This window comes from Candidatus Filomicrobium marinum (assembly GCF_000981545.1).
Taxonomy (GTDB): domain Bacteria; phylum Pseudomonadota; class Alphaproteobacteria; order Rhizobiales; family Hyphomicrobiaceae; genus Filomicrobium; species Filomicrobium insigne.
The window spans coordinates 113,270-138,259 of record NZ_LN829119.1 but is presented as its reverse complement, the minus strand read 5'-3'; the positions used below and the strand labels follow the sequence as shown (position 1 = coordinate 138,259).

Annotated in this window: 24 protein-coding genes and 1 pseudogene; 13 read left to right on the top strand and 12 right to left on the bottom strand. The window is 56.8% G+C overall.

What is annotated here, in order from left to right; all coding sequences use genetic code 11:
* Positions 1 to 100 precede the first annotated feature (100 nt).
* The 3 genes from YBN1229_RS00670 to YBN1229_RS00660 all read right to left on the bottom strand — a co-directional run bounded on the left by YBN1229_RS00670 (position 101) and on the right by YBN1229_RS00660 (position 2,916).
* Positions 101 to 1,414 carry a cation:proton antiporter gene (locus tag YBN1229_RS00670; protein WP_052743582.1) on the bottom strand — a complete coding sequence of 438 codons (1,314 nt, stop codon included), beginning with the start codon at positions 1,412 to 1,414 and terminating at the stop codon, positions 101 to 103.
* A gap of 31 nt (positions 1,415 to 1,445) precedes the next feature.
* A complete protein-coding gene (locus YBN1229_RS00665) occupies positions 1,446 to 2,393 on the bottom strand; it encodes a bifunctional riboflavin kinase/FAD synthetase (RefSeq protein WP_046475443.1) in 948 nt (315 codons plus the stop codon).
* A gap of 85 nt (positions 2,394 to 2,478) precedes the next feature.
* Complete coding sequence (locus YBN1229_RS00660; protein ID WP_046475440.1) at positions 2,479 to 2,916, bottom strand: MaoC family dehydratase; 438 nt, start codon at positions 2,914 to 2,916, stop codon at positions 2,479 to 2,481.
* A 345-nt stretch (positions 2,917 to 3,261) separates the two neighbouring features.
* Between YBN1229_RS00660 and YBN1229_RS00655 the strand changes: the two are divergent.
* Positions 3,262 to 3,984: pseudogene (locus YBN1229_RS00655) on the top strand (DUF1013 domain-containing protein); the annotation flags it as partial.
* A 151-nt stretch (positions 3,985 to 4,135) separates the two neighbouring features.
* Here YBN1229_RS00655 and YBN1229_RS00650 read toward each other — a convergent pair.
* On the bottom strand, positions 4,136 to 6,058 hold the full coding sequence (locus YBN1229_RS00650; RefSeq protein ID WP_046475436.1) for a propionyl-CoA synthetase: 1,923 nt from the start codon (positions 6,056 to 6,058) through the stop codon (positions 4,136 to 4,138).
* A 159-nt stretch (positions 6,059 to 6,217) separates the two neighbouring features.
* Here YBN1229_RS00650 and YBN1229_RS00645 point away from each other — a divergent pair, with 159 nt between their 5' ends.
* Both YBN1229_RS00645 and YBN1229_RS00640 read left to right on the top strand, forming a co-directional pair.
* Positions 6,218 to 6,976 carry a sulfite exporter TauE/SafE family protein gene (locus tag YBN1229_RS00645; RefSeq protein WP_046475431.1) on the top strand — a complete coding sequence of 253 codons (759 nt, stop codon included), beginning with the start codon at positions 6,218 to 6,220 and terminating at the stop codon, positions 6,974 to 6,976.
* A gap of 477 nt (positions 6,977 to 7,453) precedes the next feature.
* Positions 7,454 to 9,082: an acyl-CoA synthetase gene (locus YBN1229_RS00640; protein ID WP_046475425.1), complete on the top strand. Its 1,629-nt coding sequence runs from the start codon at positions 7,454 to 7,456 to the stop codon at positions 9,080 to 9,082.
* A 10-nt stretch (positions 9,083 to 9,092) separates the two neighbouring features.
* Here YBN1229_RS00640 and YBN1229_RS00635 read toward each other — a convergent pair whose 3' ends face one another.
* A complete protein-coding gene (locus YBN1229_RS00635; RefSeq protein WP_046475419.1) occupies positions 9,093 to 9,887 on the bottom strand; it encodes a hypothetical protein in 795 nt (264 codons plus the stop codon).
* Positions 9,888 to 10,150: 263 nt separating this feature from the next.
* Positions 10,151 to 10,327 (bottom strand): YdcH family protein, encoded by a 177-nt coding sequence (locus YBN1229_RS00630; protein WP_076605261.1) that lies wholly within the window; start codon positions 10,325 to 10,327, stop codon positions 10,151 to 10,153.
* A 286-nt stretch (positions 10,328 to 10,613) separates the two neighbouring features.
* On the opposite strand from YBN1229_RS00630, the gene YBN1229_RS00625 reads away from it, so the two are divergent.
* The 3 genes from YBN1229_RS00625 (at position 10,614) to YBN1229_RS00615 (ending at position 13,552) form a co-directional block, all read left to right on the top strand.
* Entirely contained in the window at positions 10,614 to 10,820 is a 207-nt protein-coding gene (locus YBN1229_RS00625; RefSeq protein ID WP_046479752.1) for a YdcH family protein, read from the top strand.
* 88 nt (positions 10,821 to 10,908) lie between these two features.
* Positions 10,909 to 11,928 carry a ligase-associated DNA damage response exonuclease gene (locus YBN1229_RS00620; RefSeq protein WP_046475414.1) on the top strand — a complete coding sequence of 340 codons (1,020 nt, stop codon included), beginning with the start codon at positions 10,909 to 10,911 and terminating at the stop codon, positions 11,926 to 11,928.
* 7 nt (positions 11,929 to 11,935) lie between these two features.
* On the top strand, positions 11,936 to 13,552 hold the full coding sequence (locus YBN1229_RS00615) for a cisplatin damage response ATP-dependent DNA ligase (RefSeq protein ID WP_046475409.1): 1,617 nt from the start codon (positions 11,936 to 11,938) through the stop codon (positions 13,550 to 13,552).
* On the opposite strand, the gene YBN1229_RS00610 is transcribed toward YBN1229_RS00615, so the two are convergent.
* Positions 13,549 to 14,874 carry a dihydroorotase gene (locus YBN1229_RS00610; protein ID WP_046475405.1) on the bottom strand — a complete coding sequence of 442 codons (1,326 nt, stop codon included), beginning with the start codon at positions 14,872 to 14,874 and terminating at the stop codon, positions 13,549 to 13,551. The genes YBN1229_RS00615 and YBN1229_RS00610 overlap by 4 nt on opposite strands.
* Before the next feature lie 110 nt (positions 14,875 to 14,984).
* Here YBN1229_RS00610 and YBN1229_RS00605 point away from each other — a divergent pair, with 110 nt between their 5' ends.
* From YBN1229_RS00605 to YBN1229_RS00590, 4 genes are all read left to right on the top strand, one after another.
* Positions 14,985 to 15,872 (top strand): YgfZ/GcvT domain-containing protein, encoded by an 888-nt coding sequence (locus YBN1229_RS00605; protein ID WP_046475402.1) that lies wholly within the window; start codon positions 14,985 to 14,987, stop codon positions 15,870 to 15,872.
* Between the two features lie 7 nt (positions 15,873 to 15,879).
* Positions 15,880 to 16,485, top strand: a complete 606-nt coding sequence (locus tag YBN1229_RS00600) for a DNA-3-methyladenine glycosylase I (RefSeq protein ID WP_046475399.1) — start codon at positions 15,880 to 15,882, stop codon at positions 16,483 to 16,485.
* Positions 16,486 to 16,583: 98 nt separating this feature from the next.
* The gene (locus tag YBN1229_RS00595; RefSeq protein ID WP_046479751.1) at positions 16,584 to 17,168 is read left to right on the top strand and encodes an HD family hydrolase; all 585 of its coding nucleotides are present in this window, start codon (positions 16,584 to 16,586) and stop codon (positions 17,166 to 17,168) included.
* A 276-nt stretch (positions 17,169 to 17,444) separates the two neighbouring features.
* Positions 17,445 to 18,470, top strand: coding sequence for an NUDIX hydrolase (locus tag YBN1229_RS00590; RefSeq protein WP_432264134.1), 1,026 nt, complete (start codon positions 17,445 to 17,447; stop codon positions 18,468 to 18,470).
* A 40-nt stretch (positions 18,471 to 18,510) separates the two neighbouring features.
* Here YBN1229_RS00590 and YBN1229_RS00585 read toward each other — a convergent pair whose 3' ends face one another.
* Both YBN1229_RS00585 and YBN1229_RS00580 read right to left on the bottom strand, forming a co-directional pair.
* Entirely contained in the window at positions 18,511 to 19,269 is a 759-nt protein-coding gene (locus tag YBN1229_RS00585) for a L,D-transpeptidase (protein WP_046475392.1), read from the bottom strand.
* Positions 19,270 to 19,479: 210 nt separating this feature from the next.
* A complete protein-coding gene (locus YBN1229_RS00580; RefSeq protein WP_052743581.1) occupies positions 19,480 to 20,022 on the bottom strand; it encodes a hypothetical protein in 543 nt (180 codons plus the stop codon).
* A gap of 284 nt (positions 20,023 to 20,306) precedes the next feature.
* Between YBN1229_RS00580 and YBN1229_RS00575 the strand changes: the two genes are divergently transcribed.
* The gene (locus YBN1229_RS00575) at positions 20,307 to 20,978 is read left to right on the top strand and encodes a LysE family translocator (RefSeq protein WP_046475389.1); all 672 of its coding nucleotides are present in this window, start codon (positions 20,307 to 20,309) and stop codon (positions 20,976 to 20,978) included.
* Here the strand turns inward: YBN1229_RS00575 and YBN1229_RS00570 are convergent.
* From YBN1229_RS00570 to YBN1229_RS00560, 3 genes are all read right to left on the bottom strand, one after another.
* Complete coding sequence (locus YBN1229_RS00570; protein ID WP_046475385.1) at positions 20,975 to 21,232, bottom strand: hypothetical protein; 258 nt, start codon at positions 21,230 to 21,232, stop codon at positions 20,975 to 20,977. The two genes, YBN1229_RS00575 and YBN1229_RS00570, sit on opposite strands and share 4 nt — an antisense overlap.
* A gap of 194 nt (positions 21,233 to 21,426) precedes the next feature.
* Positions 21,427 to 21,810, bottom strand: coding sequence for a TIGR02301 family protein (locus YBN1229_RS00565; RefSeq protein WP_046475381.1), 384 nt, complete (start codon positions 21,808 to 21,810; stop codon positions 21,427 to 21,429).
* A 30-nt stretch (positions 21,811 to 21,840) separates the two neighbouring features.
* On the bottom strand, positions 21,841 to 22,308 hold the full coding sequence (locus YBN1229_RS00560; RefSeq protein ID WP_052743580.1) for an NUDIX hydrolase: 468 nt from the start codon (positions 22,306 to 22,308) through the stop codon (positions 21,841 to 21,843).
* Between the two features lie 81 nt (positions 22,309 to 22,389).
* Between YBN1229_RS00560 and YBN1229_RS00555 the strand changes: the two genes are divergently transcribed.
* Both YBN1229_RS00555 and YBN1229_RS00550 read left to right on the top strand, forming a co-directional pair.
* Positions 22,390 to 23,070, top strand: a complete 681-nt coding sequence (locus YBN1229_RS00555; RefSeq protein ID WP_046475378.1) for an SOS response-associated peptidase — start codon at positions 22,390 to 22,392, stop codon at positions 23,068 to 23,070.
* Positions 23,071 to 23,295: 225 nt separating this feature from the next.
* Positions 23,296 to 24,984: a Clp protease N-terminal domain-containing protein gene (locus tag YBN1229_RS00550; protein ID WP_046475373.1), complete on the top strand. Its 1,689-nt coding sequence runs from the start codon at positions 23,296 to 23,298 to the stop codon at positions 24,982 to 24,984.
* Positions 24,985 to 24,990: the final 6 nt, after the last annotated feature.

Genomic DNA, 24,990 nt, shown 5'->3' with positions numbered 1-24,990 from the left:
CTTTCCAGTGTTTATGGGTTAGCCGCCTTCTAGCAACGCTGCCGCCGCTGTACCAGCACCATATCGGCACATTAGGAATTCGCTTGGTAAATCGCACGGTTCAACGCCGCGGAGACGGGCCTGAGCGACCGCGCCGGGTTTTGACCGGTCCGAGGTCGAGCGACGGCACGGCCCAATCGGTTTTCACTTCCATGTCACCACCGTCCCGCGCAGTCGGGTGAAAGACGCCATATCCCAGCGTCGCAATGCGTCGCTCTGTTGATTCGTGCACGCGACGCACTGCAAACGTCCAAAGCGGACTGAACAGGAGTGAGAGCACAATAACCGAGATAGCAAGCTTGTAGCCGACAGGATCGAAAACCTGATTCGCCAAGCCAACAGCGGCCAGCACAAACGAAAACTCTCCGATCTGGCCCATCACGAGACCGGCCTGATAAGCCGTTTTCCACGGCAAGCCGACGCGATGAAGGATGACAATGTTGGCGACGGATTTCAGCAGAAGCGTCCCAACCACGAAGACCGCTACCAGACCGGCATTCTCAATGATGAACTCGACGTCGAGCAAGAGGCCGATGGCCACAAAAAACAACACCATCAGAACGCCTTGGATCGGCTCCATCGCGCGTATCGCCTCTGTGCGAAGTGTTGTTTTGCCGATCAGCAACCCCGCAAGAAACGCTCCATAAGCCGGCGACATTCCCGCAACGCCCGTAAGCACGGCGGCTGTGCAGCAAATGAGGAGCGCAACAAGCGTAACCAACTCTACGCGCCCCAGGATATTCTCCTGCCAAGGGAACGGCAGCTTCCCGCCCTTGCCGAATATGCGGATGAAAAGGGCCAACCCTGCGAACGCACCAACGACCTTAAGGAGCGTTGAAAGCTCCAACGACGCCCCAGGTACGAACGAGTTCGCGATGACCAACATCGGCACGATGGCGATATCCTGCGCGATCATAACCGCGACGACGATACGCCCGAGGTCCGTGCGCAATTCGCCAAGGTCATCCAACAGCTTCAATGCGACAGCCGTCGATGACATGGTGACAACAAAGGTCATCAGAACGATCTGTTCGGGACGCCACTCAAGGATAACGCCAAAAAGCGCTAGCGCACCGAATGCTACGATGATCTGCCCCGCCACCGTCAAAACGGCGGGCCGAAGATCATCGATGAACGCCTTTAGGCTGACTTCCATGCCGATGACGAACAGGAGAAACAGCACGCCGAATTCAGCCGCCAAGGGCACCGCATCCACTTGCGGCATAAATCCGACACCAGCCGGACCAAGCGCTACGCCTGCCAGAATATAGCCCACCATCGGCGGCTGCTTGAGCCAAGCCATAAAAAGACCGGCCGTAACGGCCGCTAATGTGATGATGGCGATCGCCAACAAAAACGGGAGCTGGTCTTCCACGTGACCCGCATTCCTTATGTATCTAAAAAATCTAAATAATCGGCGGCTTTTCACGCACGGCCGACAGGATCGCACGGGCCTGCACGCAATCTTCGACAATTTGCGCCTTCAGCGCATCGAAGGTTTCAAACCGCTTATCTTCACGTATGAAATCAACGAACTCGATGGCAATTTCACGATCATAAAGATCGCCCTGAAAATCCAGGATAAAGACCTCTAGCCGAACGGGACCGTCATCGGCACTCGGTCGAGTTCCGAAATAAGCTGCGCCATCGTGTATTTCGTCACCGATGACCACACGCGCGGCGTAAATGCCGTGTCGTAGAGCTGTCCCGCGCGGCAACTCAACGTTTGCCGTCGGAAATCCCAGCTCGGTCCCAAGCTTTTGTCCACTGATGACTGGTGCGGCAACGCGCCACCAATGGCCCAGCGCATGCGCAGCCCCACGAACATCGCCTTGAGCCAGATGCAGCCGAATGGCAGTCGAAGAAAAAACTTCGCCCTCCTCGGCTTGCTGATTGATCACGCTCACGCCAAATCCGTGTTTCTCCCCAGCCTGACACAATGACTCAGGCGTGCCCGCACGGGCCTTGCCGAAGCGAAAATCGTAGCCGATTACCACATGCGCGACGTCATAAGTCCTGACGAGAATTGTTTCGACGAACTGATCCGCCGACAAGCCGGCGAGCTCAGCATTGAAGTCGAGAACAGCGACAAGATCGAGCCCGAACAGCTCAAGCAACCGCAATTTTTCCGAGAGCGGTGTCAGGCGGAAATGCGCCTCTTCGGGATGAAAAAACTCGCGCGGCTGCGGCTCAAAGATGACCGCACCCGCCTTCCGCGACAACGCCTTGGCCGTCTTCACGGCCTCTGCAAGAAGCGCCTTGTGTCCGCGATGCACGCCGTCGAAGTTGCCGATCGCCAGCACGGCGCCTCGTGCAACGTCCGGCACCGGAAGACTACCGTGAACCACCAGCATGCGGCCTGTTCCCATTCATCAGCACACCAATGTGCGCGTCAGCGTGAATAACCCTTACAGCACGTCACCGCTGTGGGGACGCAAACTACTCCGGGCGTCCCGGCACCATCATCATCGCCTCGCCATCGAGAACAACTTTGCCGTTAACAGAACAGGTGCAATCGAATCGCGCGCGCTTCTTGGATGGGACGAGATCAACAACGACGACCTTCGCCGTCACGGTATCACCAATCCGTACAGGGGCTTTGAAGTTGAGCGTCTGGGAGACATAGATCGCGCCTGGCCCGGGCATCTCCATGCCAAAGACCGTCGAAATGTAGCTGGCCGTCAATAACCCGTGGGCTATGGGCTCTTTGAAGATTGTTGTGGCGGCGTATTCACGATCCAGATGCACCGGGTTGCGATCGCCCGAGACCTCCGCGAACGCCGCGATGTCAGCCTCTTGAACCGTTTTCTCGAAGGTGGCCTCCATGCCGAGCTCGAGGTCCTCGAAGTAATATGCTTTTCGTGTCACCACCGTCATCAATGCCCTTTTCGGTGCCTGCACCTTAGCTGTCGATGCATTCGCACCGCGATTTAGCCCGCGCACCCTAATGGCCGCTTCGCATACGAGCAACACGCTCATTCACACGTCATTGACCAAAAAAGTTACAGAGCTGGAATAGGCACAAAGGGCCATTCCGCACTATATTTCCGCTTATTGGGTTTGGTCTCACAGGCAACGCGCGGCGTGCTGTTGCATCCACCTCCGACGCCAGCTGTTGCAATGCGCTAAGTATTCAATGTATTGTGCAGATCCTCCCGTTAATTCATTCAGCCTATTGGCCCGCGCGGACGTCTCCACCGCGCGCGGACCGGAGAAACTCTTATGAGCGATCGTAAGCCGTTGATGCCCAAGGCCACTGCCGTTTGGCTGGTCGACAATACCGCCCTGACGTTTGAGCAGATTGCCGAGTTCTGCGGACTACACGTGCTCGAGGTCAAGGGCATTGCCGACGACGATGTGGCGCAGGGCATCAAGGGAATGGACCCCATTACCTCCGGCCAATTGACGCGCGATGAGATCGTGCGCGGCGAAGAGGACCCCAATCATCGCCTGAGATTGGCTGAACCCAAGGTCAACATGCCGCAGGTCGCGACTCGAAAAAAAGGTCCGCGCTATACACCTGTCTCGCGTCGTCACGATCGGCCGAATGCCGTCCTCTGGCTATTGCGCAACCATCCGGAGCTCAAAGACAGCCAGATCATGCGCCTCGTCGGCACCACTAAGCCGACCATCGCCCAGATTCGCGATCGCACACACTGGAATTCGGCCAACTTGGTTCCGCAGGATCCGGTAACCCTCGGCCTGTGCTCCCAGATCGATCTCGACAATGAGGTCCAGAAGGCCGCGAAACGCACCGCTAAGGAACGTGAAGCCGCCGGTCTTCCGCTGGAGCCAGGTGGCAGCCTGTTGCCGACTGACGAAACGACCGACCTCAACGAGACTCCGGCTCCAGCCGACGAATCCGAGAGCGAGGAAGAGGCACGCATGTTTGCGAAGCTTCAACAGCTCTCCGGCGGCAATACGTCCGACGAAGACGAAGAAGAAGAGGGCGAAGACGAAAAATCTGAGGAAACGCCCGAAGCTTCCTCTGATGAGGGCTCAGGGACTGACGAGGATTCAGAGACTGAAGAAGAAGATGAAGAAGATTCAGAGCCTCGCGATTCGTGAGTTCCTTAAAGCGGTCGATATTTGCGGCCTAAACAATTTTGGCCTGCGCTAGCCCCCGCAGCTCCAGAACAGCTTTTATCTCTTCAAGGATCGCCGGGTCATCGATGGTGGCGGGCATCGCCCAGGCCTGTCCGTCAGCCATCTGCCGCATCGTTCCGCGCAGTATCTTGCCCGAACGCGTCTTCGGAAGACGATTGACCACCATTACGGTCTTGAAAGCCGCGACCGGGCCGATGACGTCCCGCACGAGTTGGACGACCTCGGCCTCCACTTCGGAAGCCTCCCGATCCACACCGGCGTTCAACACAACAAACCCCACGGGAAGTTGCCCTTTGAGCGAGTCTTGAACGCCAATCACCGCACACTCGGCAACATCTTTGTGCTGCGCGACGACCTCTTCCATCTGTCCCGTCGAGAGACGATGCCCAGCGACGTTGATAACGTCATCCGTACGCGCCATCACATAAACGTAACCGTCTTCGTCAAGGAACCCGGCGTCTGAGGTCGAATAGTACCCCGGAAACTGCGTGAGATAGCTGCTGCGAAAACGCTGATCATCCTGCCAAAGCGTGGGCAAACATCCTGGGGGCAACGGCAGTTTGATCGCGATAGTCCCTTGCTTGCCGCACGGTAGCAAATTTCCCACCTCGTCCAACACGTCGAGAGCATAGCCCGGCATCGGCACTGTCGGAGAACCATACTTGACTGGCAACAGTCCGAGCCCAACCGGATTGCCGGCAATCGCCCAACCCGTTTCCGTCTGCCACCAGTGATCAATCACAGGAACTTGCAGCTTGGTTTCAGCCCATTTCAGGGTTTCCGGATCAGCTCGCTCGCCGGCAAGAAAGAGAGTACGCAGACTTGAGAGATCATAGTCCCGAACAAGGTTGCCTTCCGGATCTTCCTTCTTAATTGCGCGGAATGCCGTCGGAGCCGTAAACAAAGCGGACACTTTGTGCTGGGAAATCACGCGCCAAAAAGCACCCGCATCCGGTGTCCCGACAGGCTTGCCCTCATAGACCAGCGTCGTCGCACCGTGAAGCAGCGGCGCATAACAGACGTACGAATGCCCCACGACCCAGCCAACATCGGAAGCCGCCCAGAAAACCTCACCAGGTGCGATGTCGTAGAAATTGGGCATCGTCCATTTTAGAGCCACCATGTGGCCGCCGTTATCGCGAACGACCCCTTTTGGCTTTCCAGTCGTACCGGATGTGTAAAGTACGTAAAGCGGATCGGTCGCCTTTACTGCGACGGGACCGACAGTCGCCCCATTCCCACGCTCGAGCATTTCCTGCCAATCGAGATCGCGACCGGGAACCAAAGTGGCTTCTGCCATCGGCCGCTTGAGAATGAGACAATAACGCGGTTTGTGTTGCGCACGTTCAATCGCAGCATCAATAAGCGGTTTGTAGGGAACAACACGGCTGCCTTCGATCCCGCAGGACGTAGAGAGAATAGCAACAGGTTTGGAATCATCGATACGGGTTGCCAATTCAGCCGCTGCGAAACCGCCAAAAACCACCGAATGAACAGCCCCGATGCGGGCGCACGCCAACATGGAGATAACCGCTTCCGGGATCATCGGCATATAAATGACGACCCTGTCGCCGGTCCTGACCCCAAGTTCGATGAGGACATGCGCCAAGCGTGCAACTTCTGCCGTCAGTTCAGTGTAGGAGAACGTTTTGACGGTTCCCGTAACCGGGCTGTCGTAGATGAGAGCCGTTTGATCACCGCGTCCCGCTTCGACATGACGGTCAAGACAGTTGTAAGCGGTATTGCACTCGGCCCCAGCGAACCACGCCCCATGATGCCCCGCGTAGGGATCGTGTACTTTGTCCCAAAGACGATACCAGGAGATGTCCTTGGCTGCCTCGGCCCAAAAACCTTCAGGATCCCTCTTCCACGAGTCGTACACCTCAAAATAACGGCTCTGCGAGGATGTCATTACGGCGCGCTCCCATGGGAATTGTTTGATTATTCCGCTATGAGAGCACTGCGCACCCCTCAAGCGCAATAATTTCTGCGCCTTCCCGACGTCGCAACACGCACACCCAGAGATACGTCACCCAATGCTCAGGCACACGTGCCGCCTCGCCAAGAGCCGATGATCACCGACCCCTACTTTTACGCTGTAGCAATTCCCGCAGTTTTCCTGATGGGGCTCGCCAAGGGCGGCTTCTTAGGCAGCCTCGGCGGGTTCTCAGTGCCGATCATGGCCTTGGCCATTTCTCCCGTCGAAGCTGCTGCCATCATGCTTCCAATCCTGATTGTCATGGATTTGATCGGCGTCTACGCCTACAGGCGAGAATTCGACCCGGTGAACTTGCGCATCCTGCTACCGGCCGCGGTAATTGGCGTCGGCATAGGTTGGGCCACTGCCGCCATCGTAACCGAATCTCATGTGCGGCTTATCGTTGGAGTCGTAGGGCTCGTCTTTAGCCTCGACTATTGGATAAAGTTGCATAGACGCACAGAATCAGCCAAAGGCCCGAACGTTCTCAAGGGTTCATTTTGGGGTGTCGTGGCCGGATTCACCAGCTTCGTCAGTCACGCTGGCTCGGCGCCGTTTCAGGTCTACATGCTGCCACAACGGCTGCCGAACGCCGTCTTTGTGGCGACTTCCGTCATGTTCTTTACGACGGTGAACCTCGTGAAGGTCATCCCTTATGCAGCTCTAGGCCAATTCAGCTTGGCAAACATGTCCACAATGGCGGTGCTCTTGCCGTTAGCCCCCATAGCGACACTTATCGGTGTATGGCTGACACGCAGAATTCCACAGGAGCCCTTCTACCGAATCGCCTATGCATGCCTGCTTTTGATTTCGCTTAAGCTGATTTGGGATGCCGTCAGTGCGCTGCTTTGACGAACGCCTGTCAGGCGAAAGACCATCAGACAGCGCAACCAGCTTGCATTCATCACACTCAAGGCCGCCAACCCGCTCCAAATTACTCAATGAGCAATGGGGTAAGAGCGATAAGTGTCATAAGTATCCAGAGACCTATGCTGTCTAATCTGCTCGGACTGCTCATTGCTACGTCTCCGCCATCCTAAGCCGACGCGCACAATTCCAAAAATATCACGTATTCATAACACGGCAATTGCCACCTTGAGAGTATGGAAATGTATATCACAGATTTATCGCACGTGTCCTCAATCGCCTCACCCCAACCTTGAAGAGACGCTCAATGCACTGGTCATATTGCCGGAAAACGACACCTCGTGCATTGATAACTCCACGGGTGAATGACAAAACCACACGCCCCTAACGCCGGAACGCCCTGTCCATGCTCGGTTAGATAACTGGGCTTATTTGAATCGAACATACTGACCCTGGTGAAAGATGTCCGCCAATCCTTTTGAGCAGAACCTCGACAAGAATGCAGCCAATTACCAGCCGCTGACGCCGCTCACATTCTTGTCACGCGCGGCGCTCGTTTATCCCCGGCACACCGCCATCATTCATGGCAAGCAACGTACGTCATATGCCGATTTTTACGCCCGTAGCCGGCAACTCGCTTCCGCCCTTGCAACACGCTACATCGGCAAGGGGGACACTGTATCCGTAATGCTGGCCAACACGCCGCCAATGCTTGAGGCACACTACGGCGTCCCAATGATCGGCGCCGTCCTTCACTCGATCAACACCAGGCTCGACGCCAGCGTTATTGCGTTCCAACTCGACCATGCCGAAGCCAAGGTATTGATTGTCGACCGCGAGTTCGCTGCCGTAGCGCGAGAAGCTTTGACGCTCGCAACAGTGAAACCACTTGTCATCGACTACAACGATCTGGAATTCCCCCAGGATGGCGAGCCTCTGTCCTATACGGATTATGAGGAATTCATCGCGAAGGGTGATCCGAGCTTCCAATGGAAGATGCCGGACGACGAGTGGGACGCCATCGCCCTCAACTACACATCTGGCACCACCGGCAACCCCAAAGGCGTCGTCTACCATCATCGCGGCGCCGCCCTGATGTGCTATGCAAACACGCTGGCAACCGGCATGCAGGCGCATCCCGTCTACCTCTGGACCCTGCCAATGTTCCATTGCAACGGCTGGTGTTTCCCGTGGTCGCTTTCCGCCGTTGCAGGAACGCACGTTTGCCTGAGATGGGTCCGCGCTAAAGGTATGTACGACGCCATCGCCGACCACCGCGTCACTCATCTCTCCGGCGCTCCGATTGTGATGTCGACGCTGTTGAACGCAAACCCGGATGAAAAGCGCGAAATTACCCACCGCGTCGCCTTCAATCACGCCGCAGCACCTCCACCACAGGCAGTTCTCGACCGCATGGTCGAAGCAGGCTTTGATCTAACGCACCTTTATGGGCTCACCGAGACCTACGGGCCGGCAACAATCAACGAGTGGAATTCTGAGTGGGATAATCTCAGCCCGGAAGCCATCGCACAAAAGCGCGTACGCCAGGGTGTCCGTTACGTTGCGCTCGAAGGACTCACGGTGCTCGATCCTCTGACCATGCAACAGGTTCCCGCGGATGGAGAATCGCTTGGCGAGGTCATGTTCCGTGGCAACATCGTCATGAAAGGCTACCTGAAAAACACCGAAGCGACCGAAGAAGCATTTGCTGGTGGATGGTTCCACTCGGGCGACCTTGGTGTCCTGCATCCCGATGGCTACATCCAGCTGAAGGATCGTTCAAAGGACATCATCATATCCGGCGGCGAAAACATCTCTTCGATTGAAGTCGAAGACGTGATCTACAAACATCCCTCTGTCGCGTATTGCGCCGTCGTCGCGAAGCCCGACGAAAAATGGGGTGAAACGCCCTGCGCATTCGTTGAGCTGAAGCCGGAGACATCCACCACGGCGGAAGACATCATCGCATGGTGCCGCGAGCGGCTCGCTCATTACAAGTGCCCGCGCTACGTCGTCTTCTCTGAAATCCCGAAGACTCCCACCGGAAAGATCCAGAAATTCAAACTGCGTGATATTGCGAAGGCTGACTAACTGGCGGTCTCTAGAACAGCCGCCAGATAACCAGAAACCCCGCGCTTAATCCCGCAAAGCCAAGGCCCGCCAGAGCTTTCACTGGGTTGTCCTCAAACAGCTCAACGGCCTCTCGCAAGCGCGCCGTGTTCAGCGTCCACCAATTCGCGCGTGTCTTTAGCGTCCGATCGTGGGCAAGATGCAGGATATCGAACTGCAACCGCACCTTGGCCAACACAGAACGCTGAACGAGCGCATAGTTGCCCCGCTCGAATGCCTCTGCTTCGATCGGGCCGGACAGAAAGCCTTGAAGTGCGAGATCATTCCGTATCGCAAGCCCTTCCAGATAAGGCCGCTCGACATAAGCGCTGCCGTACATATCAATAAGAAGGCGAGCCAAATCGAGCTTTTGCGATTCAGGCAAGCAGAACGGTTCTCGCCCGAGCACCCGATAGCGATGTTCGACAGCGGCAAAACCGTACATCGCATCGCGCATATTCCAGTGCACGAACCGCATCATGCGATTGGTCGCCAGAAAATCGAAAAACTTGGCAAGCATCGCGCATTCGAGCTCTTCGATCCGACTCAGAACCTGGATCGGACCAAGCCTTCGTAGCTCGGCCTCGATATGAATCGAAAAGACGCTAGTTTCGCCGCTTTCCAGATGCCGAGCCGCTATGGCTGTAACACACGGTGACCCCAGCGCCTCTTCCGCATCGAAACTCTGACAAGCATAGTGAATGATGAAGACACTGGATGGGTGTGCGAACAGGCCGGCAAGCTTATCGCGAGCCGCTCTTTGTCGAACTGGATTGGGTGCCGGCATCCCTCAAGATCCATCTGACGCGCGCCACGAATCAACAGCGCGCTCTTGAAGGAGCATTCCGAATTACACAGCGATTGCAAGCGCCAGCCGATCACACCGGGCAGTCGTCAGGCACAACGAACCCACGTGACGCTACGCGCTACATGTCGGCCAGCTTCGCCTCACCGCACGATAGCGAAATTCAACCGATGCAACCATTACCCCGCATCAGTTCATCCGCAAAAAATAGAAAGCCCCGGCGCATCGCACAGGGGCTTCGAACTTCAATGGCGTGTAACGTGTTTTAAACGCTCGATCTCTTCCTTGATCTTCAGTTTTTCGCGCTTGAGGCGTCTGATCTGCAGGTCATCAGACCCTGGTCTCCCCAATTCATCACTTATCTGTCGGTCGAGCAGGCGGTGCTTCTCTGTGAGCTCAGCGAGATGACCTTCAAGCGACATCGTGACCCTCCGTTTGAGGTTTCAGGCATGGTTATCGTGACAGATAGGTGACATGTTGTCTATGTCCACCCTACCGCTCCCGTTAATTGCCGTTAAACAGTTTTGCCCGTCTCTATCGAAATACGCCGAAAGGGAGGTGGCACCTACATTATCCCCAACCGGATTGCTGCTTTAGCTAGCCTCGGGTCCCCCTCAGAAACCGCGTTCACGGCTTGCGAAATCGTGCAAACGCGACAATATTGCGCGCGCCGTGTTTGATGGCGGCAAACTCAAGCGGCGTGGTGAAATGCAGCGGGAACGCGAACGAGAACTCCGCGAGGAACTTGTGCAGTTGAGAGAGCAACATCGGGCACTCGACGAGGAAATCGTTGAGCTCGAAAGCTCGGCTGCGGTCGATCAACTTCTGATCAAACGGCTGAAACGGAGAAAACTCGCAATCAAGGATCGCATCCAAGTCATCGAAGATCAGTTACTGCCCGACATCATCGCCTAAAGATCCGTTTCAAGATTACCGAACCACCGGCATCTCTCACGCGTTTAGTGAGCCAAGACGCCTGATACGCAAACTTGGTCCCTCGGTAATGACACACTCGGCTCACATCGCAGAACGTTGGCTTTATCCAACGGACGCGGGTCTGTATTGCGAACCCGGCGATTTCTTCATCGATCCCCATCTCCCCACTCCGCGCGCCGTCATCACCCATGGTCACGCCGATCACGCCCGTGCAGGCCATGACGCTGTTCTGACAACGAGCGAAACCGCAGCGATCATGCGCCTCCGCTACGGTCCCGATGCCGTCGGCCGGTTCGAAACGGTCGCATACGGCGAAACACACCGTATCAATGGTCTCGACCTGAAACTCGTGCCCGCGGGCCACATATTGGGATCCGCCCAAGTCGTACTCGAGTATCAAGGAAGTCGCATTGCTATTTCGGGAGACTATAAGCGCAGCCCAGACCCGACGTGCGAAGCATTCGAGCCCATAAACTGCGATGTTTTCGTCACCGAAGCGACCTTCGCACTTCCGGTATTCCGTCATGAAGTAGCGCAAAAGGAAATTCAACGATTGCTGGCATCCCTGCGCTTGGAACCCGACCGGCCGCACCTTGTAGGCGTTTATGGCCTGGGCAAATGCCAGCGGGTAATCAAGCTCCTGCGTGAAGAAGGCTACGATGATCCGATATGGCTGCACGGCGCCCTCGTCAGCCTCTGCGATCTCTATAAGGACCTAGGCCACGATCTCGGCGACTTACGCGTCGTCGATACGGAAAAACCGGGCGGTACCGCACAAGGCATCATTATGTGCCCGCCATCTGCGCTCGGAGATCGCTGGTCGCGTCGCTTTCCCGATTCGGTATCAGCCTTCGCCAGTGGCTGGATGCGGATCCGTGCGCGGGCCCGGCAACGCGGCGTCGAACTGCCGCTTGTCATATCTGACCATGCGGATTGGCCGGAATTGATCGGAACCATCAGAGAAACCGGCGCCGCGGAAATCTGGGTCACGCACGGACGCGATGACGCCCTCGTGCATCAATTGTCTCAAATGGGGGTCAAGGCCAAGGCGCTCGCCTTGGTTGGCTTCGAGGACGAAGCGGAGTAGGGGGCATATGCAGCGTTTTGCCAACCTCGTTGACAGCCTTGCCTTCACGCAAAGCCGCAACCGCAAACTGTCTCTGCTGACGGATTACTTTCTGACCACCTCCGACCCCGACAGAGGCTGGGCACTCGCCGCACTAACGGATGGGCTCCCTCTGCGGGTCCCACTAAGGCGGATCCTACCAGAAATCCTGGCCGATATAGTCGATCCGGTCCTGTATCACTTGTCGCGGGACTACGTTGGCGACACGGCCGAAACGGTCGCACTGCTATGGCCGGATCGGCCGGAATACCAACGCGATGGTGCGAGAGTAACTCTTGACTCCGTTGTCACTGCGTTCGCGACCGCACCCAACTCGAGCCACGCAGAAATCCTGAAAGGGCTGCTTGACGCGCTTGAACCGTCCAGCCGTTTTGCACTTCTCAAACTCCTCGGTGGCGCCCCGCGTGTTGGCGTATCAGCGCGCTTGGCAAAACTCGCATTAGCCCAAGCCTTCGAGCAGCCCGTTTCTGAAATCGAGGAATCCTGGCACGCAGTTGACGCTCCCTACCTCGCATTGTTCGACTGGCTAAACGGCGATGGACCACGCCCCGACCCGGGCGGACGTCCCGTCTTCCGCCCGATGATGCTCGCACACCCGATCGAGGATGAAGACCGCACGAAACTTGATCCCGACGATCTGCTCGCAGAATGGAAGTGGGATGGAATCCGCGTTCAAGTCGCAGCCCAGATGGGAGAGGTCCGTCTCTTCTCCCGAACCGGCGATGACATCTCTGCAGGCTTTCCCGACATTGTGACAGCCTTTACTGGGCGAAACTGTATTCTGGACGGCGAGCTATTGGTTGTCCGCGAGGATGAAGTCGCCCCCTTCAACGATCTCCAGCAACGCCTCAATCGCAAGACGGTCTCAGCGCGCATGGTGCGCGACTACCCGGCACACATCCGCCTGTACGATTCACTCCAAATCGACGAAAAAGATCTGCGCGACCTGCCGCTCATCGAACGACGCAAACGTCTTGAGCACTGGCATCGAGCGCATCCACCATTGTCGACAGACCTGAGCCCGCTCGTCCCCTTCAACACCTTCGATGAACTCACCCACCTCTGGCAGAACACGCGCGCCGAAGGCATCGAGGGATTGATGCTGAAGCGCAAGGACAGCCCCTACCTTTCCGGACGCCCCCGGGGCCATTGGTGGAAATGGAAGCGAGCCCCCCTCACCCTCGATTGTGTCCTGATGTACGCGCAGCGCGGCTCCGGCAAACGGTCATCGTACTATTCCGATTACACGTTCGGCGTCTGGCGGGACGCCCCCGACGACGGAGCAGAACTCGTCCCCGTGGGAAAAGCCTACTCGGGTTTCACCGACGCAGAGCTTTTGGAACTGGATCGCTTCATCAGATCGAACACGACCGACCGCTTCGGTCCCGTGCGCGCTGTCTCCCCCAAACTTGTGCTCGAGGTTGCTTTCGACGCACTGCAGAAATCAACGCGACACAAATCCGGCATCGCGATGCGCTTTCCCCGCATCGCGCGCATACGCTGGGACAAGCCCGTCAGCGAAGCGGATACGCTGTCACGTGCGCAATCGCTTCTGAAAGCCCCATCGCTCGATAAACGAGGCTAGCCTTCGTAGAAGCGTACAGCTTCGCCGGATGCGGCAGGAGCAAGCTCCCCTTCCCACATGGCGCGATGTCCGCGCACGATCGTGCCGAGGGGCCAACCCGTGACCGTCACGCCATCATAGGGCGTCCAACCGCACCGGCTTTCGATCCAATCGTTCCGGATTGTCTCCCGCCGCTTCATGTCGACGATTGTTAGGTCGGCATCGTATCCAACTGCAATCCGGCCCTTTCCACGAATTCCGAAAAGACGTTGCGGACCATGGCTCGTCAGATCAACGAAACGTTGCAGCGACAAACGCCCTGCGTTCACATGATCCAACATCATGGGAACCAAAGTCTGCACGCCTGTCATGCCGGAATGCGACGCGGGGTAGGCGTGATCCTTCTCCTCGCGAGCATGCGGGGCGTGATCTGACCCCAGCACATCAACGACACCGGATGCCAACCCCCGCCACAACCCTTGTCTGTGCGTATCGTCCCGCACCGGTGGGTTCATCTGCGCATACGTACCAAGACGCTCATAACAATCAGGCGCAACCAATGTCAGATGATGCGGTGTGACTTCGACACTCGCCCATTCCTTATGGTCTGCCAAAAAAGCCATTTCATCGGCCGTCGAAATATGGAGCACATGCACGCGTTTTTTGTGCTTCTCCGCTAACGCGACAAGTCGCTTAGTCGCCATCAAAGCGGCTTCCGGATCTCGCCAGACAGGGTGCGAACTCGGATCACCTGCCAGCCTGAGATCCTTGCGTTCGTTGAGCCGCATCTCGTCTTCAGCATGAAACGACGCGCGCCGGCTGAGTTTGGCAATAATGTCATCAAGCGAAGGATCGTCTTCGACCAGGAGGTTGCCCGTCGAGGAGCCCATAAAGACTTTGATGCCCGCAGAACCCGGCAATCGCTCAAGCACAGGAATATCTTCGATATTTTCCCGTGTTCCACCGACGAAGAAAGCAAAGTCGCAAAACATCCGGTGGCGCGCGCGCGAAACCTTATCAGCCAAGGCCTCGGCACTTGTCGTCAGGGGATTGGTGTTTGGCATCTCGAAAACGGCAGTCACTCCGCCCATCACGGCCGCGCGGCTACCCGTCTCAAGATCTTCCTTGTGCGTTAGACCCGGCTCTCGGAAATGCACCTGTGTGTCAATAACACCAGGGAGAATCGTGAGCCCCTTTGCGTTGATCACCTCGCCAGCGGCATCAGCCGCTATCGAACCGAGTTCGACAATACGCCCGTCGCGTATACCGATGTCGCGCACACTCTCGCCGTCGTGGTTGACGACGGTGCCCCCTCGCACAACGACATCGTATATTGCTGGCATGCGCTTCTCCTGAGACCGCGATATAAATGGAAGATTGAGAGCATCCGACTTGCCCCGATCCGTCCTCCCGCATACGTAAACTGCTAGATTACCGCAACCCTGGACATACCATGGCTCAATTAAAGTCTGCCTTCCTACCCGATCGGGGCGTCGTCAGCATTGTCGGACGTGACGCACAGACGTTCCTACAGGGCATCGTCACCAACGATATGGGTCTCCTGGCGACCCAGCAGGCGATATATGCCGGCCTGCTAACGCCGCAAGGAAAAATCCTGTTCGATTTCTTCGTTACCAAAATCGAAGGCGGCTACATTCTGGAAGTTGCACGTAGCCAAATCCCAGCGTTGATCCAGCGGCTTAACCTTTACAAACTAAGGTCAAATGTCGAGATAACCGACTGCTCCGCAGAATATACGGTCACAGCGATCTGGGACGACGGCATTGACGCGATGCCCAAGGATGGTTCGGTCATCGCGTTCCTCGACCCGCGTCTGCCCACGCTTGGCTTCCGGGCCCTCTTGACGCTCGCAAACGACAAAATACCAGCCGAGATCGGAGCAGACCCGGCTCCCCGAGAAGATTACGATGCACATCGCATCACACTCGGCGTTCCTGAAGGCGGTAAAGACTACGAGTTCGGCGACGCGTTTCCCCACGAAGCGCTATTCGACCAACTCAACGGCGTGTCCTTCTCGAAAGGCTGCTTCGTGGGCCAGGAAGTCGTCTCACGAATGCAGCACCGGGGGACAGCGCGTAAGCGTATCGTACCTGTCGTCGCTGACGGCTATCTGCCTGATCCGGGTTCAGAGGTGCGCGCAGGCACGGCGGCAATTGGGACCCTGGCGAGCACGTCGGGCAACCGTGCCCTGGCACTCTTGCGCATCGACCGGGCGGCAGAGGCCGCTAGCAAGGGCGAACCCTTGCTTTCAGGCAATACCCACATCCGTATCGATCTTCCCGATTGGGCAACGTTCAAAATTGCGGCCTCTGCGGATTAAAGCTGAAATGGCGAAACAAACAACGCGCTGTCCTTGGGTCGGCATCGAAGACGCAGAATATACACGCTACCACGACGAAGAGTGGGGTGTACCGAAGTTCGGCGACCGTGAGCTTTTCGAAAAGCTTGTACTGGAGGGCTTTCAGGCCGGCCTCTCCTGGCTGACCATTTTGAGGAAGCGACAGAACTTTAGGACCGCCTTCGATGACTTCGACGCCAAGAAGATCGCCGCATACGGATCCTCGGACATTAGCCGCCTGATGGCCGACGCAGGAATTGTCCGGAACCGCAGCAAGATTGAAGCCACGATATCCAATGCAAGGGCGTACCTTGAATTAAGCCGCCGACAGAGCTTGTCGGATTTCCTTTGGGGATTCGTCGACGGAAAGCCGATCATCAACAAACACACCGAGTTCGGAGATGTCCCAGCGCAGACCGATATCTCGAAACGCATTTCGAAAGCACTGAAAACCGAAGGGTTTCGCTTCGTTGGCCCAACGACCGTCTACGCGTTCATGCAGTCGGTGGGCATGGTCAACGACCACCTTGTCTCCTGCCATCGGCATGCACCCTGCGCGAAGCTACAACGCGCCCTCAACAGCAAGAACCGCTAGCCTGCACACGAATGACCCCAAAACAGCCCAAGAAAACCCCAACAGCGAAGACCGCGATCTCACGCAGCTCTCAACCGCCTCCACGCGCTTGGCAGCGCATGCTTTCAGGCCGTCGGCTGGATCTCCTCGACCCCTCACCATTGGATATCGAGATCGAGGATATCGCCCATGGTCTCGCCCGCGTCGCGCGTTGGAATGGTCAGACCATCGGAGACCACGCGCTATCGGTAGCCCAGCATGTGCTGATCGTCGAAGAGATCGCCACCAATCGAAATCCAAAGTGGTCATCCGCATGGAAGCTGGCGACATTGCTCCATGATGCGCAAGAATACGTTGTCGGCGACCTCATTAGCCCCTTCAAGACCGCGATCGGTCTCGACTACAAAGCTTTTGAGATAAGATTGAACGAAGCTATTCACCTTCGCTTTGGCTTACCACCAAATTTACCGGACGAAGTCGCCACGGAAATAAAATCTGCTGATCGGATCGCGGCCTATTTCGAAGCAACGGTTCTTGCTGGCTTTGAGCGAAACGAAGCGGTGAGATTTTTTGGAAAGCCCAGCGGTATTTCCGCGGCTCTACGCATGCGTCTGGAAAAACTCACACCTTTCCCTGCCGCCGAAGCACAAGATCTTTTCCTGCGCCGTTTTGCACTATTATCGAAGCATCCAACGCCACGCTGAGCTGACAGCATATCTGCGTTGTACTGCGCAACTTAGTCCTACAAAACGACAAGTCGGCGCCATAAACATACCGCGGTATCGAGCGAATACCGCCACGACGAACTAAGGCACAATTTGGGAACACTCGCATGATCAGCGAGTTAGCATCATTTTGTACAAAACACCTGTTCTGAAAAACGCCATGATCGGCCTCTAGCTCGACCCAATCACAAGAATGCGAGAGACCGCATCGGAGAGCCTCATATGACGTCTCAGGCAAACCTGCGCCACCCAGAGATGCCCACCTCGGTACCGAGGGGTCCCTTGCGAACCTCGATGCACCTGGAGCAGTCGACCGTTGAGATCGAACTCAACGCAGCTATCATCGCCGTCACGAACGATGAGCCCGTTGTGTTGACGGTCAAAGACGCGGCCGACGCTGCCGGAGCAACAGAAGGTTTGCCATTTGGACCATTTTCACCCATCGATCATAGAACGTTAGAAATCGGTTTGCGCTCGTGGGTCGCAGATCAAACAGGCCTGGAACTCGGTTATGTCGAACAGCTGTACACGTTCGGGGATCGAGGCCGGCACGCACAGGTCGGCGACACAAGACCTCCTGTCGTATCCATCGGCTATCTCGCCTTAACGCGCGCACTCCAGGCGGAAGGTCTTCAGTCTGGAATCTGGCGAAGCTGGTATCATTTTTTCCCTTGGGAGGATTGGCGCAAAGGCCGCCCTGAAATTCTCGACAGTGTCATGGAACCGGAACTCCGCCGATGGGCCCAAAGCAACCAGGGCAGACCATCATCGGCTCGTCCGCTCGACCGCAATCAACGCATACGCGTATGCTTCGGTTTTGATGGCGTTGCCTGGGACGAAGAAAAGGTTCTGGAGCGCCTCGAACTCCTCTACGAAGCTGGGCTCCTTGCCGAAGCTCATAGGGATCGCCCCGAGGCAGCGTCGCTGATGAACGTGCCCGAGCGGACGCTCGGCAGTCCGATGCGTTTTGATCACCGCCGTATACTGGCAACAGCGATCGGTCGTGTACGCGCAAAAATTAAATATCGGCCGGTCATCTTCGAACTGATGCCCGACGAGTTCACGCTCTTCGAATTGCAGAAAACTGTGGAAGCTATTCTTGGCCCACATCTGCACAAGCAAAACTTCCGACGCCTCGTCGAAAGCGCCGGCCTCGTCGAACCGACAGGTCAAATGAAGACGCGGACCGGTGGGCGTCCCGCCAAACTCTTCAGCTTCCGTCGTGAAGTTCTACTGGAACGGCCTGCTCCGGGCGTCAGAGTGAAACCGCAGCGCGTTTAAGACGCGCTGCGATTGAACCTTGCCCGAACGTGGTGGTCCGTTAGGACGGACCACCAGGATTGTCGACGGCAACGACGCCTTTCCCGGAAGGCGGCCAATGCTTAACGACCTTTACCGTCGTCCCGACACCGACCAACGTCGCGAGATGCATCACATGCGAGTTCATCATGCGGAAGCAGCCTGATGAAGCCGCCCGCCCAATGGACTTCGCGTCATTGGTCCCGTGAATTCGATAAAGCGTATTACCAAGATAGATCGCTTTTGCGCCAAGCGGGTTACGCAACCCGCCAAGCATCTTTTTCGGCAATTCGGGCTGGCGCTTCCGCATGTCAGCCGGTGGGTGCCAATCTGGCCAAGCCGCAACACGGCTGACCTGCTCGGTACCCGTCCACGAGAAGCCTTCCCGGCCCACTGATATGGGATAGGTGTAGGCCGCAGTCGGCGACAGCACGTAGTAGAGCTTTCGCGCCTTGGTATCGATAATCACGGTGCCAGGCTCTTCATCACTGACGAAAGAAGTCGTCTGTGGAGCCTTGGCGGCTATGTGTGGGCGCGCGCCCCCGGAACGGACCTCATTTGAAGGTCGCCGTTTTGGGCGCGGTTCGCCATAATAGTCGTCGTAATACCCACCATACCCGCCGTACGAATTATATCTGGGCGGCTGATATGCACCCTGATACTGCGGAGATGAGTGAAAAATCGGCTGGCCATTCTCCCACGTGATGCCGGATTGGGCCGCTACCGGAGAACTAAATGCGAATCCTGCGATCGCAGCAATTGCGAAACGGCGTTGCAGCACGGGAACTCTCCATCTTACTCGTTGCGCCGATCTCGACAGAGCGCAGACAAGCCTCCCTCCGATGACCGACAACCTGCATAAAGATGGGGGGAAAATGCCATGCCCGCAAGGAACGTTCCGATCCCAAAAAATTGATCGGTATCCGCATCTTGAGCGCTCAAGCAAATATAGATTGATTACTTGCCCATGAGAGATCGGGCGTAGACAGTTTTAGTCATGTTGTGCAAAAGTGTGCCACGTGCCATCAGCCCCAATGGCAAGGCGATACCACGTCCATTTGCCAGATTTGATGATTGCTGAAGCCTGCTCTGGACCAACCATCCTATAAAGTTCAACTTTTTCACCCGGCGTGAATTGAGCGGGCGGCTTCTCCGACATGTAGGGCCAAACGTAGACCGCATTGTTTTCAAGATCCGGCCCGATAGGAAGCTTCGCGGGCGGCCCTTGCAGTATTTCGCCAAGTATCGAGAGGATCTCAATCCCGTCCCCGGCCATGTTCGCCTTCCAATATGCGATCGGATCACTGTTCGCATCCAGACCAAAGTCCGGACGCAGCTCGTTCCATTCGATAGCCGTTCTGAGTTCGTCAAAATCGCCGCGGACTACACCTGCAAGGATCGCATCCCGCATTTCTTGCACGGCAATGGGCAACTCCCCCAAAGGAACACGCACTAACTCTGGCTTTTTCTCCCCCTCGGACTGTGGCATCTCGGCCTTCTGAGACGCCGCGACGCCCGCTGTAGGTTCCGCCAATACGCCCGCCGTAAGGCCCGCACAATAGACAATGCTAGACAGCCCAACTAGGAATAGCCGTCGAAACCTACGCCAGGGGGACTGGGCGGCCAATATCGGGAGGAACAGCGATTGAGGGATTACACGACAGGCACTAACATTCTTGGAAGAACGCGACATAGATCTGCACATAATCAACTACTCCCCCACTTAAGTGTGACGGCTTCGCGCCTACGCTCCGTGGCAACCGACAGTATACCCGCACACGCGCACTGCCACTGTGGCGTTCCTCGGTGGCCCACCCAATGAGCTTTATCCCAAATCCGCTAATCATCCCGATCGGAATGTTCATTGGCATTCTTGTGGCCGCTCCGGTGGGACCGGTCAATGTGTTGTGCATTCAGCGCACACTTGCCCATGGTATGGCCGCGGGAATCATTGCCGGCATCGGCGCAATGCTGGGCGACGGTCTGATTGCGCTATTCGCAGCGTTGGGCGTCGGCGCAATTACCGGCGTCGTCGATTACCATCGCGCGGCAATCCAGATCATCGGCGGCTTGGTGCTACTGTATTTTGGTTGGCGGCTTTACGCACATGCGCCACCTTATACACGCCCCCAGAACGGCGCGCCCAATGGCGGTCCCCTGCGCAACTACGTCTGGGATATCCCGAAAACGTTTCTTCTGACGGTAACGAATCCAGGCGCCGTCCTAGGTCTCTTCGCCATCTTTGGCGGCGCGAGCACGTTCGTCGAAGTCCGCGGCCCCGGCGAGGCCTTTCTGATGGTCGGCTCCGTCATGCTTGGCTCCCTGTCCTGGTGGATCGGGCTCTCTTACATGGTCGGCCGAATACGTAACATTTTCAAGCCAGAGCATCTCACGCGCATCAACCTCTGGGCCGGGATCCTACTCATGGGATTCGGCCTCGTTTTGATCGGCGAGATCGTCTTTAAATTGATAACCGCGCTAATTCATTAGTGGCGTGATTGGCGAAGCGTGAACTCGCCGAGCTTGACACGTTGTTCCAGTGATCCGGCCATTTTTGCGACCGCATCTTCGCCAAACAAGGTTACGAGATCTGTCATCGCAGCAAAGATAGCTGCGTAAGCCATCAGTTCGGGGGCAACCCCGCTTTCCTCACCCTCGTCCCACGCAGTCAGAATTAGCTGCAATGCCCGCACGGTATCATCACTTGTATCGATACTTGGGTCAGTCCATTCTGCTGTCGGCATGCTTGTGTCCTCCCGTTACTGCAATTGGCAAACGGCTCCCCTAACCGTCGCAATGACCGGACCGCGAGCACACGGAGCTGCGCGACCGACATTCGTATGGCTGTAGCACGCCGCTTTGTCGGCGGGAGTTGGCAAAACAATTCATTGTAAACCGCTGATGTAGAAACCGCCCATGCTGATGACCAAGCGACGTGTTAGGGATAAGCTTTCACAAGGCTCTCCGAGAGCTCCACGCCCTCAACAAGAAAGCGATCAACAGCCGTCTTCGCTGACTGAGTGCAAGCATTATAAGTGCGGCTGTAACTATTGTAGCCTTTATTGAAACTGCGCGTTAGCTGTGCGCGGCGGAGCGCGCTCGAACCTTCAGCATTAATGAGATCACGCATCTTGTCTCGCCAGAGCTGATCCTCTCCGGCGCCACATAACTCGCGCAGATAGTGCACCGCACCCAGTATTTCGGACAGCCTCATCAGCTTGTCGTCATAAGGTTTCACTTCCGCTGCGTGTGTCCCAAAGCCCGCCGACCCAACAACACCGAGAGCAAGAAGGATCGCCGCACTCCGTAAGCGCCACCTCATCACTTGCGTTTGTCCCTCCATGAAGTCGGATCACCTTTCCCCGCAGCGTAACCCCGCCTGAAGCACTTCATCATACAAATACGTCCACGCGGACCGAATCACATCCTCCGCTCCGCTCGTCAGACGATACTGTTCGAGTTCGGCAAAGGGAACGAACCTAGCTTGTGCAGCATCGCTCGCCGCAACCGGCACTGCTCCAGCCCTTATCACACCCGCAAACACGCTGAGCTGATATGTAGTCGATCGGCTTCCATCCGGCCCGAGGCTTTCAATCTCACGCTCACAGAAGCACCCCAAAATCTCAGGTTCCAGACCGGTTTCTTCGCGAACTTCGCGGATAGCCGCAGCCTGAGGGGCCTCCCCGGCACAAATATGACCACCGGGAAAACTCCAATACCCTGCAGCAGGCGGATGCGCACGCTCGACGAGCAAAACCGATCCGCCCTCGAAAATAACGGCACTAGCCGCCAAAACGACTTTTCTCTGCGGCACCGACATGCGCTCTAGCCTACGTTCCTTGACCCGACGCAATCGCAGCAGGCATGGTATTTTTCTAATGCGACTCTACCATACGAAACCATGTGTTCACGCTATACCCTGACATCACCGCCTGAAGCTGTTCGGACCCTTTTTGGTTATGCGAACGATGCAGGTTTTCCACCCCGCTATAATATCGCGCCGTCGCAACCGGTCGCGATTGTCCGTCATGGCCTGCGCGGTCAGCGGGGATTGGCATTGGTTCGGTGGGGGTTGATCCCACCCTGGGTCAAGGACCCGATGAACTTTGCAATGCTCATCAATGCGCGCGCCGAAACCGCAGACGTAAAACCGTCATTCCGCAGCGCCCTCCGTCACCGCCGCTGCCTTGTGCCTGCTGACGGATTTTACGAATGGACCGGACGCGCTGGTGCCAAACAACCCCACCTGATCAAACCAAAAAACGGCGGGCTCATTGCTCTCGCCGGGCTTTGGGAACATTGGCTGGGCGCCGATGGCAGCGAACTGGAAACGATGGCCATTCTGACCACAACGGCCAATGCCGAAATGGCGGCAATCCACGAACGTATGCCGGTCATTCTTACGCCCGATCAATTCGATGAGTGGCTCGATTGTCGTTCAGGCCGGTCTCAGGAAGCCAAAAAGCTGCTAAGTCCGCTTCCTGATAGGTCTCTGGAGATTACGCTCGTTTCCAAAGACCTGAACAATCCCAGGAACGACTTTCCTGAAGTCCAGCGCAACATGCCTGACACGTTATTGTAAGGACGCAGCCCGCTTGGCACCGCCACATTCGCCACACCTGCTTGGTAAATTGAACAAATCAATTGCGAATACTGTCTGCCCCCTCGCTTCCCAATTCGAGTGCGGTTAATCTGCCACGGCCCAGACGCGCAATTTACCGAGTGAGTTCAGGGCGATTAGAGCGATGGCCATAGGGCGCATTGCTTGATGTAAGCGAGCAGAACCCCGCGTATCGGGAGAGTGAGTATGGGCTACAGAGGCGAAGACCTGGATTTGCGCACGACGCGAACCTGGAGTGGTCGAGGTGAAGGCGACTCTGACACAGCCGGCCCCGACGCGATTTTGGATCCTCTTGCATCCCCACCTGACGGCCACGGTCCGATATGGGTCGATGACCTCCTGCTCACCTGTTGTAACCACGCCTATGAAATCGCGCTCGCCCACCGCTCGGGCGAAGTGCGTATCGAGCATCTGCTCTACGCCCTGACCCGCGTCGAAGAAGCCGCTGAAGTTCTGGAAAGCTATCGCATCAGGGTGGCCAGCCTTCGCCGCGAGTGTGGCATCGTTATAGCTGTCGAGCTTCCCGTTGGATTGGACGGAGAAGACAGCGCGCCGCGGCGCCAGCCAGCCCTTGAAGACGCGCTCCGAACCGCAGCACACTTGGCCTTCCGCCGGAAGAGCCCGGCGGGCGTTGCCGATCTCCTACAGGTCTTCGTTGATCTGCGACCGGATCTTCCAGGCCTCGACCTCCTCCATCGCTTTAGCTTGGTCAACAATCGCGACTACTATCGCTCGCGCTCATCCGCCTTCGAGCCGGACTACAACGATTATTCGACGCCGCGGGAGCGTCCACGCCGCCCAGCGCGACCAAGTTATCCAGACGAGCATTTTCCGTCCGCCAGTGCGGTTCGCTACAACATCCCCCAACCGCTCAACGACAACACACAAAATGCACGCCTGGACGCTCTCGTACGCATGATCCAGACGTTGAGCGACGACCTTGCAAAAGACCGCGACAATCTCACGTCTACCTTCAAAAAACTGCAACGAGACCTCGGAAACCCACCAACGTCCGGTGCGTCATCTACCGTTATTGAAAGTATCTTTGAAAAGATTGCCACCCGCCTTGATGCACTGGAACAAGTGGTGCGAGAAGAAACCGGCGAGTCAGGACGGTCGCTCGCAGCCGTTTCCGCGCGATTGGCATCTGTCGAAAATCGCATCGCCGATAACCGCGACACAGGCGTTGACCTGGGCCCAATAGAAGACCGGCTTGGCGAAATCGAATCCGCCTTCCTGAGCCTGAGCAGCGACACCGATACGGCCACGCGGATTGATGCACTCGAAGCGACCTTAGTCGCAAAGCTTTCAGAAGCAGAAGAACGGGCCAATGCCGCAACCAACACCCAATTGGAAGCTCGAGCCCACGTTCTATCGGTAATTGAAAGCAGCCTCGCCGGACTTACGACAAGCCGCGAAGCCGCGCAGGCACTCCGCGAAAAAAATGCCCAGCGTCTCGAAGCCATAGAGACACTACTCTCGCGGCAGACACAGCCAATCGATGACACACGCCAAGCTGACCTGCTCAAGCTTGATGAAGTGCATCAGGCCATCATGACGCTGAATGAGAACCAGCACACGCTGGCTATGGCCATCCAGGCCTTCCGTTCCGCAAGCGTTGAACATGTCCAAGCGATCGAAACCCGCCTCGCGCGTATCGACGCCAGCAACGAGGCCCCGGTCGCGCAGCTTCACCGCATGTCTCAACGCGTCGACGATCTACATCGCGCAGCGCTGGAACGCGATCATCGCCGAAATCGCTTCTGGTATTGGCTGTTCGGCACAAACGACTGGCTCGCGGCAAGCTGGCCAAACCCGGTAAAGCAAACCGAAGAAGAACTACGCGCCATCAAGGACAGTGCATCGTCGACGTAGCGATTG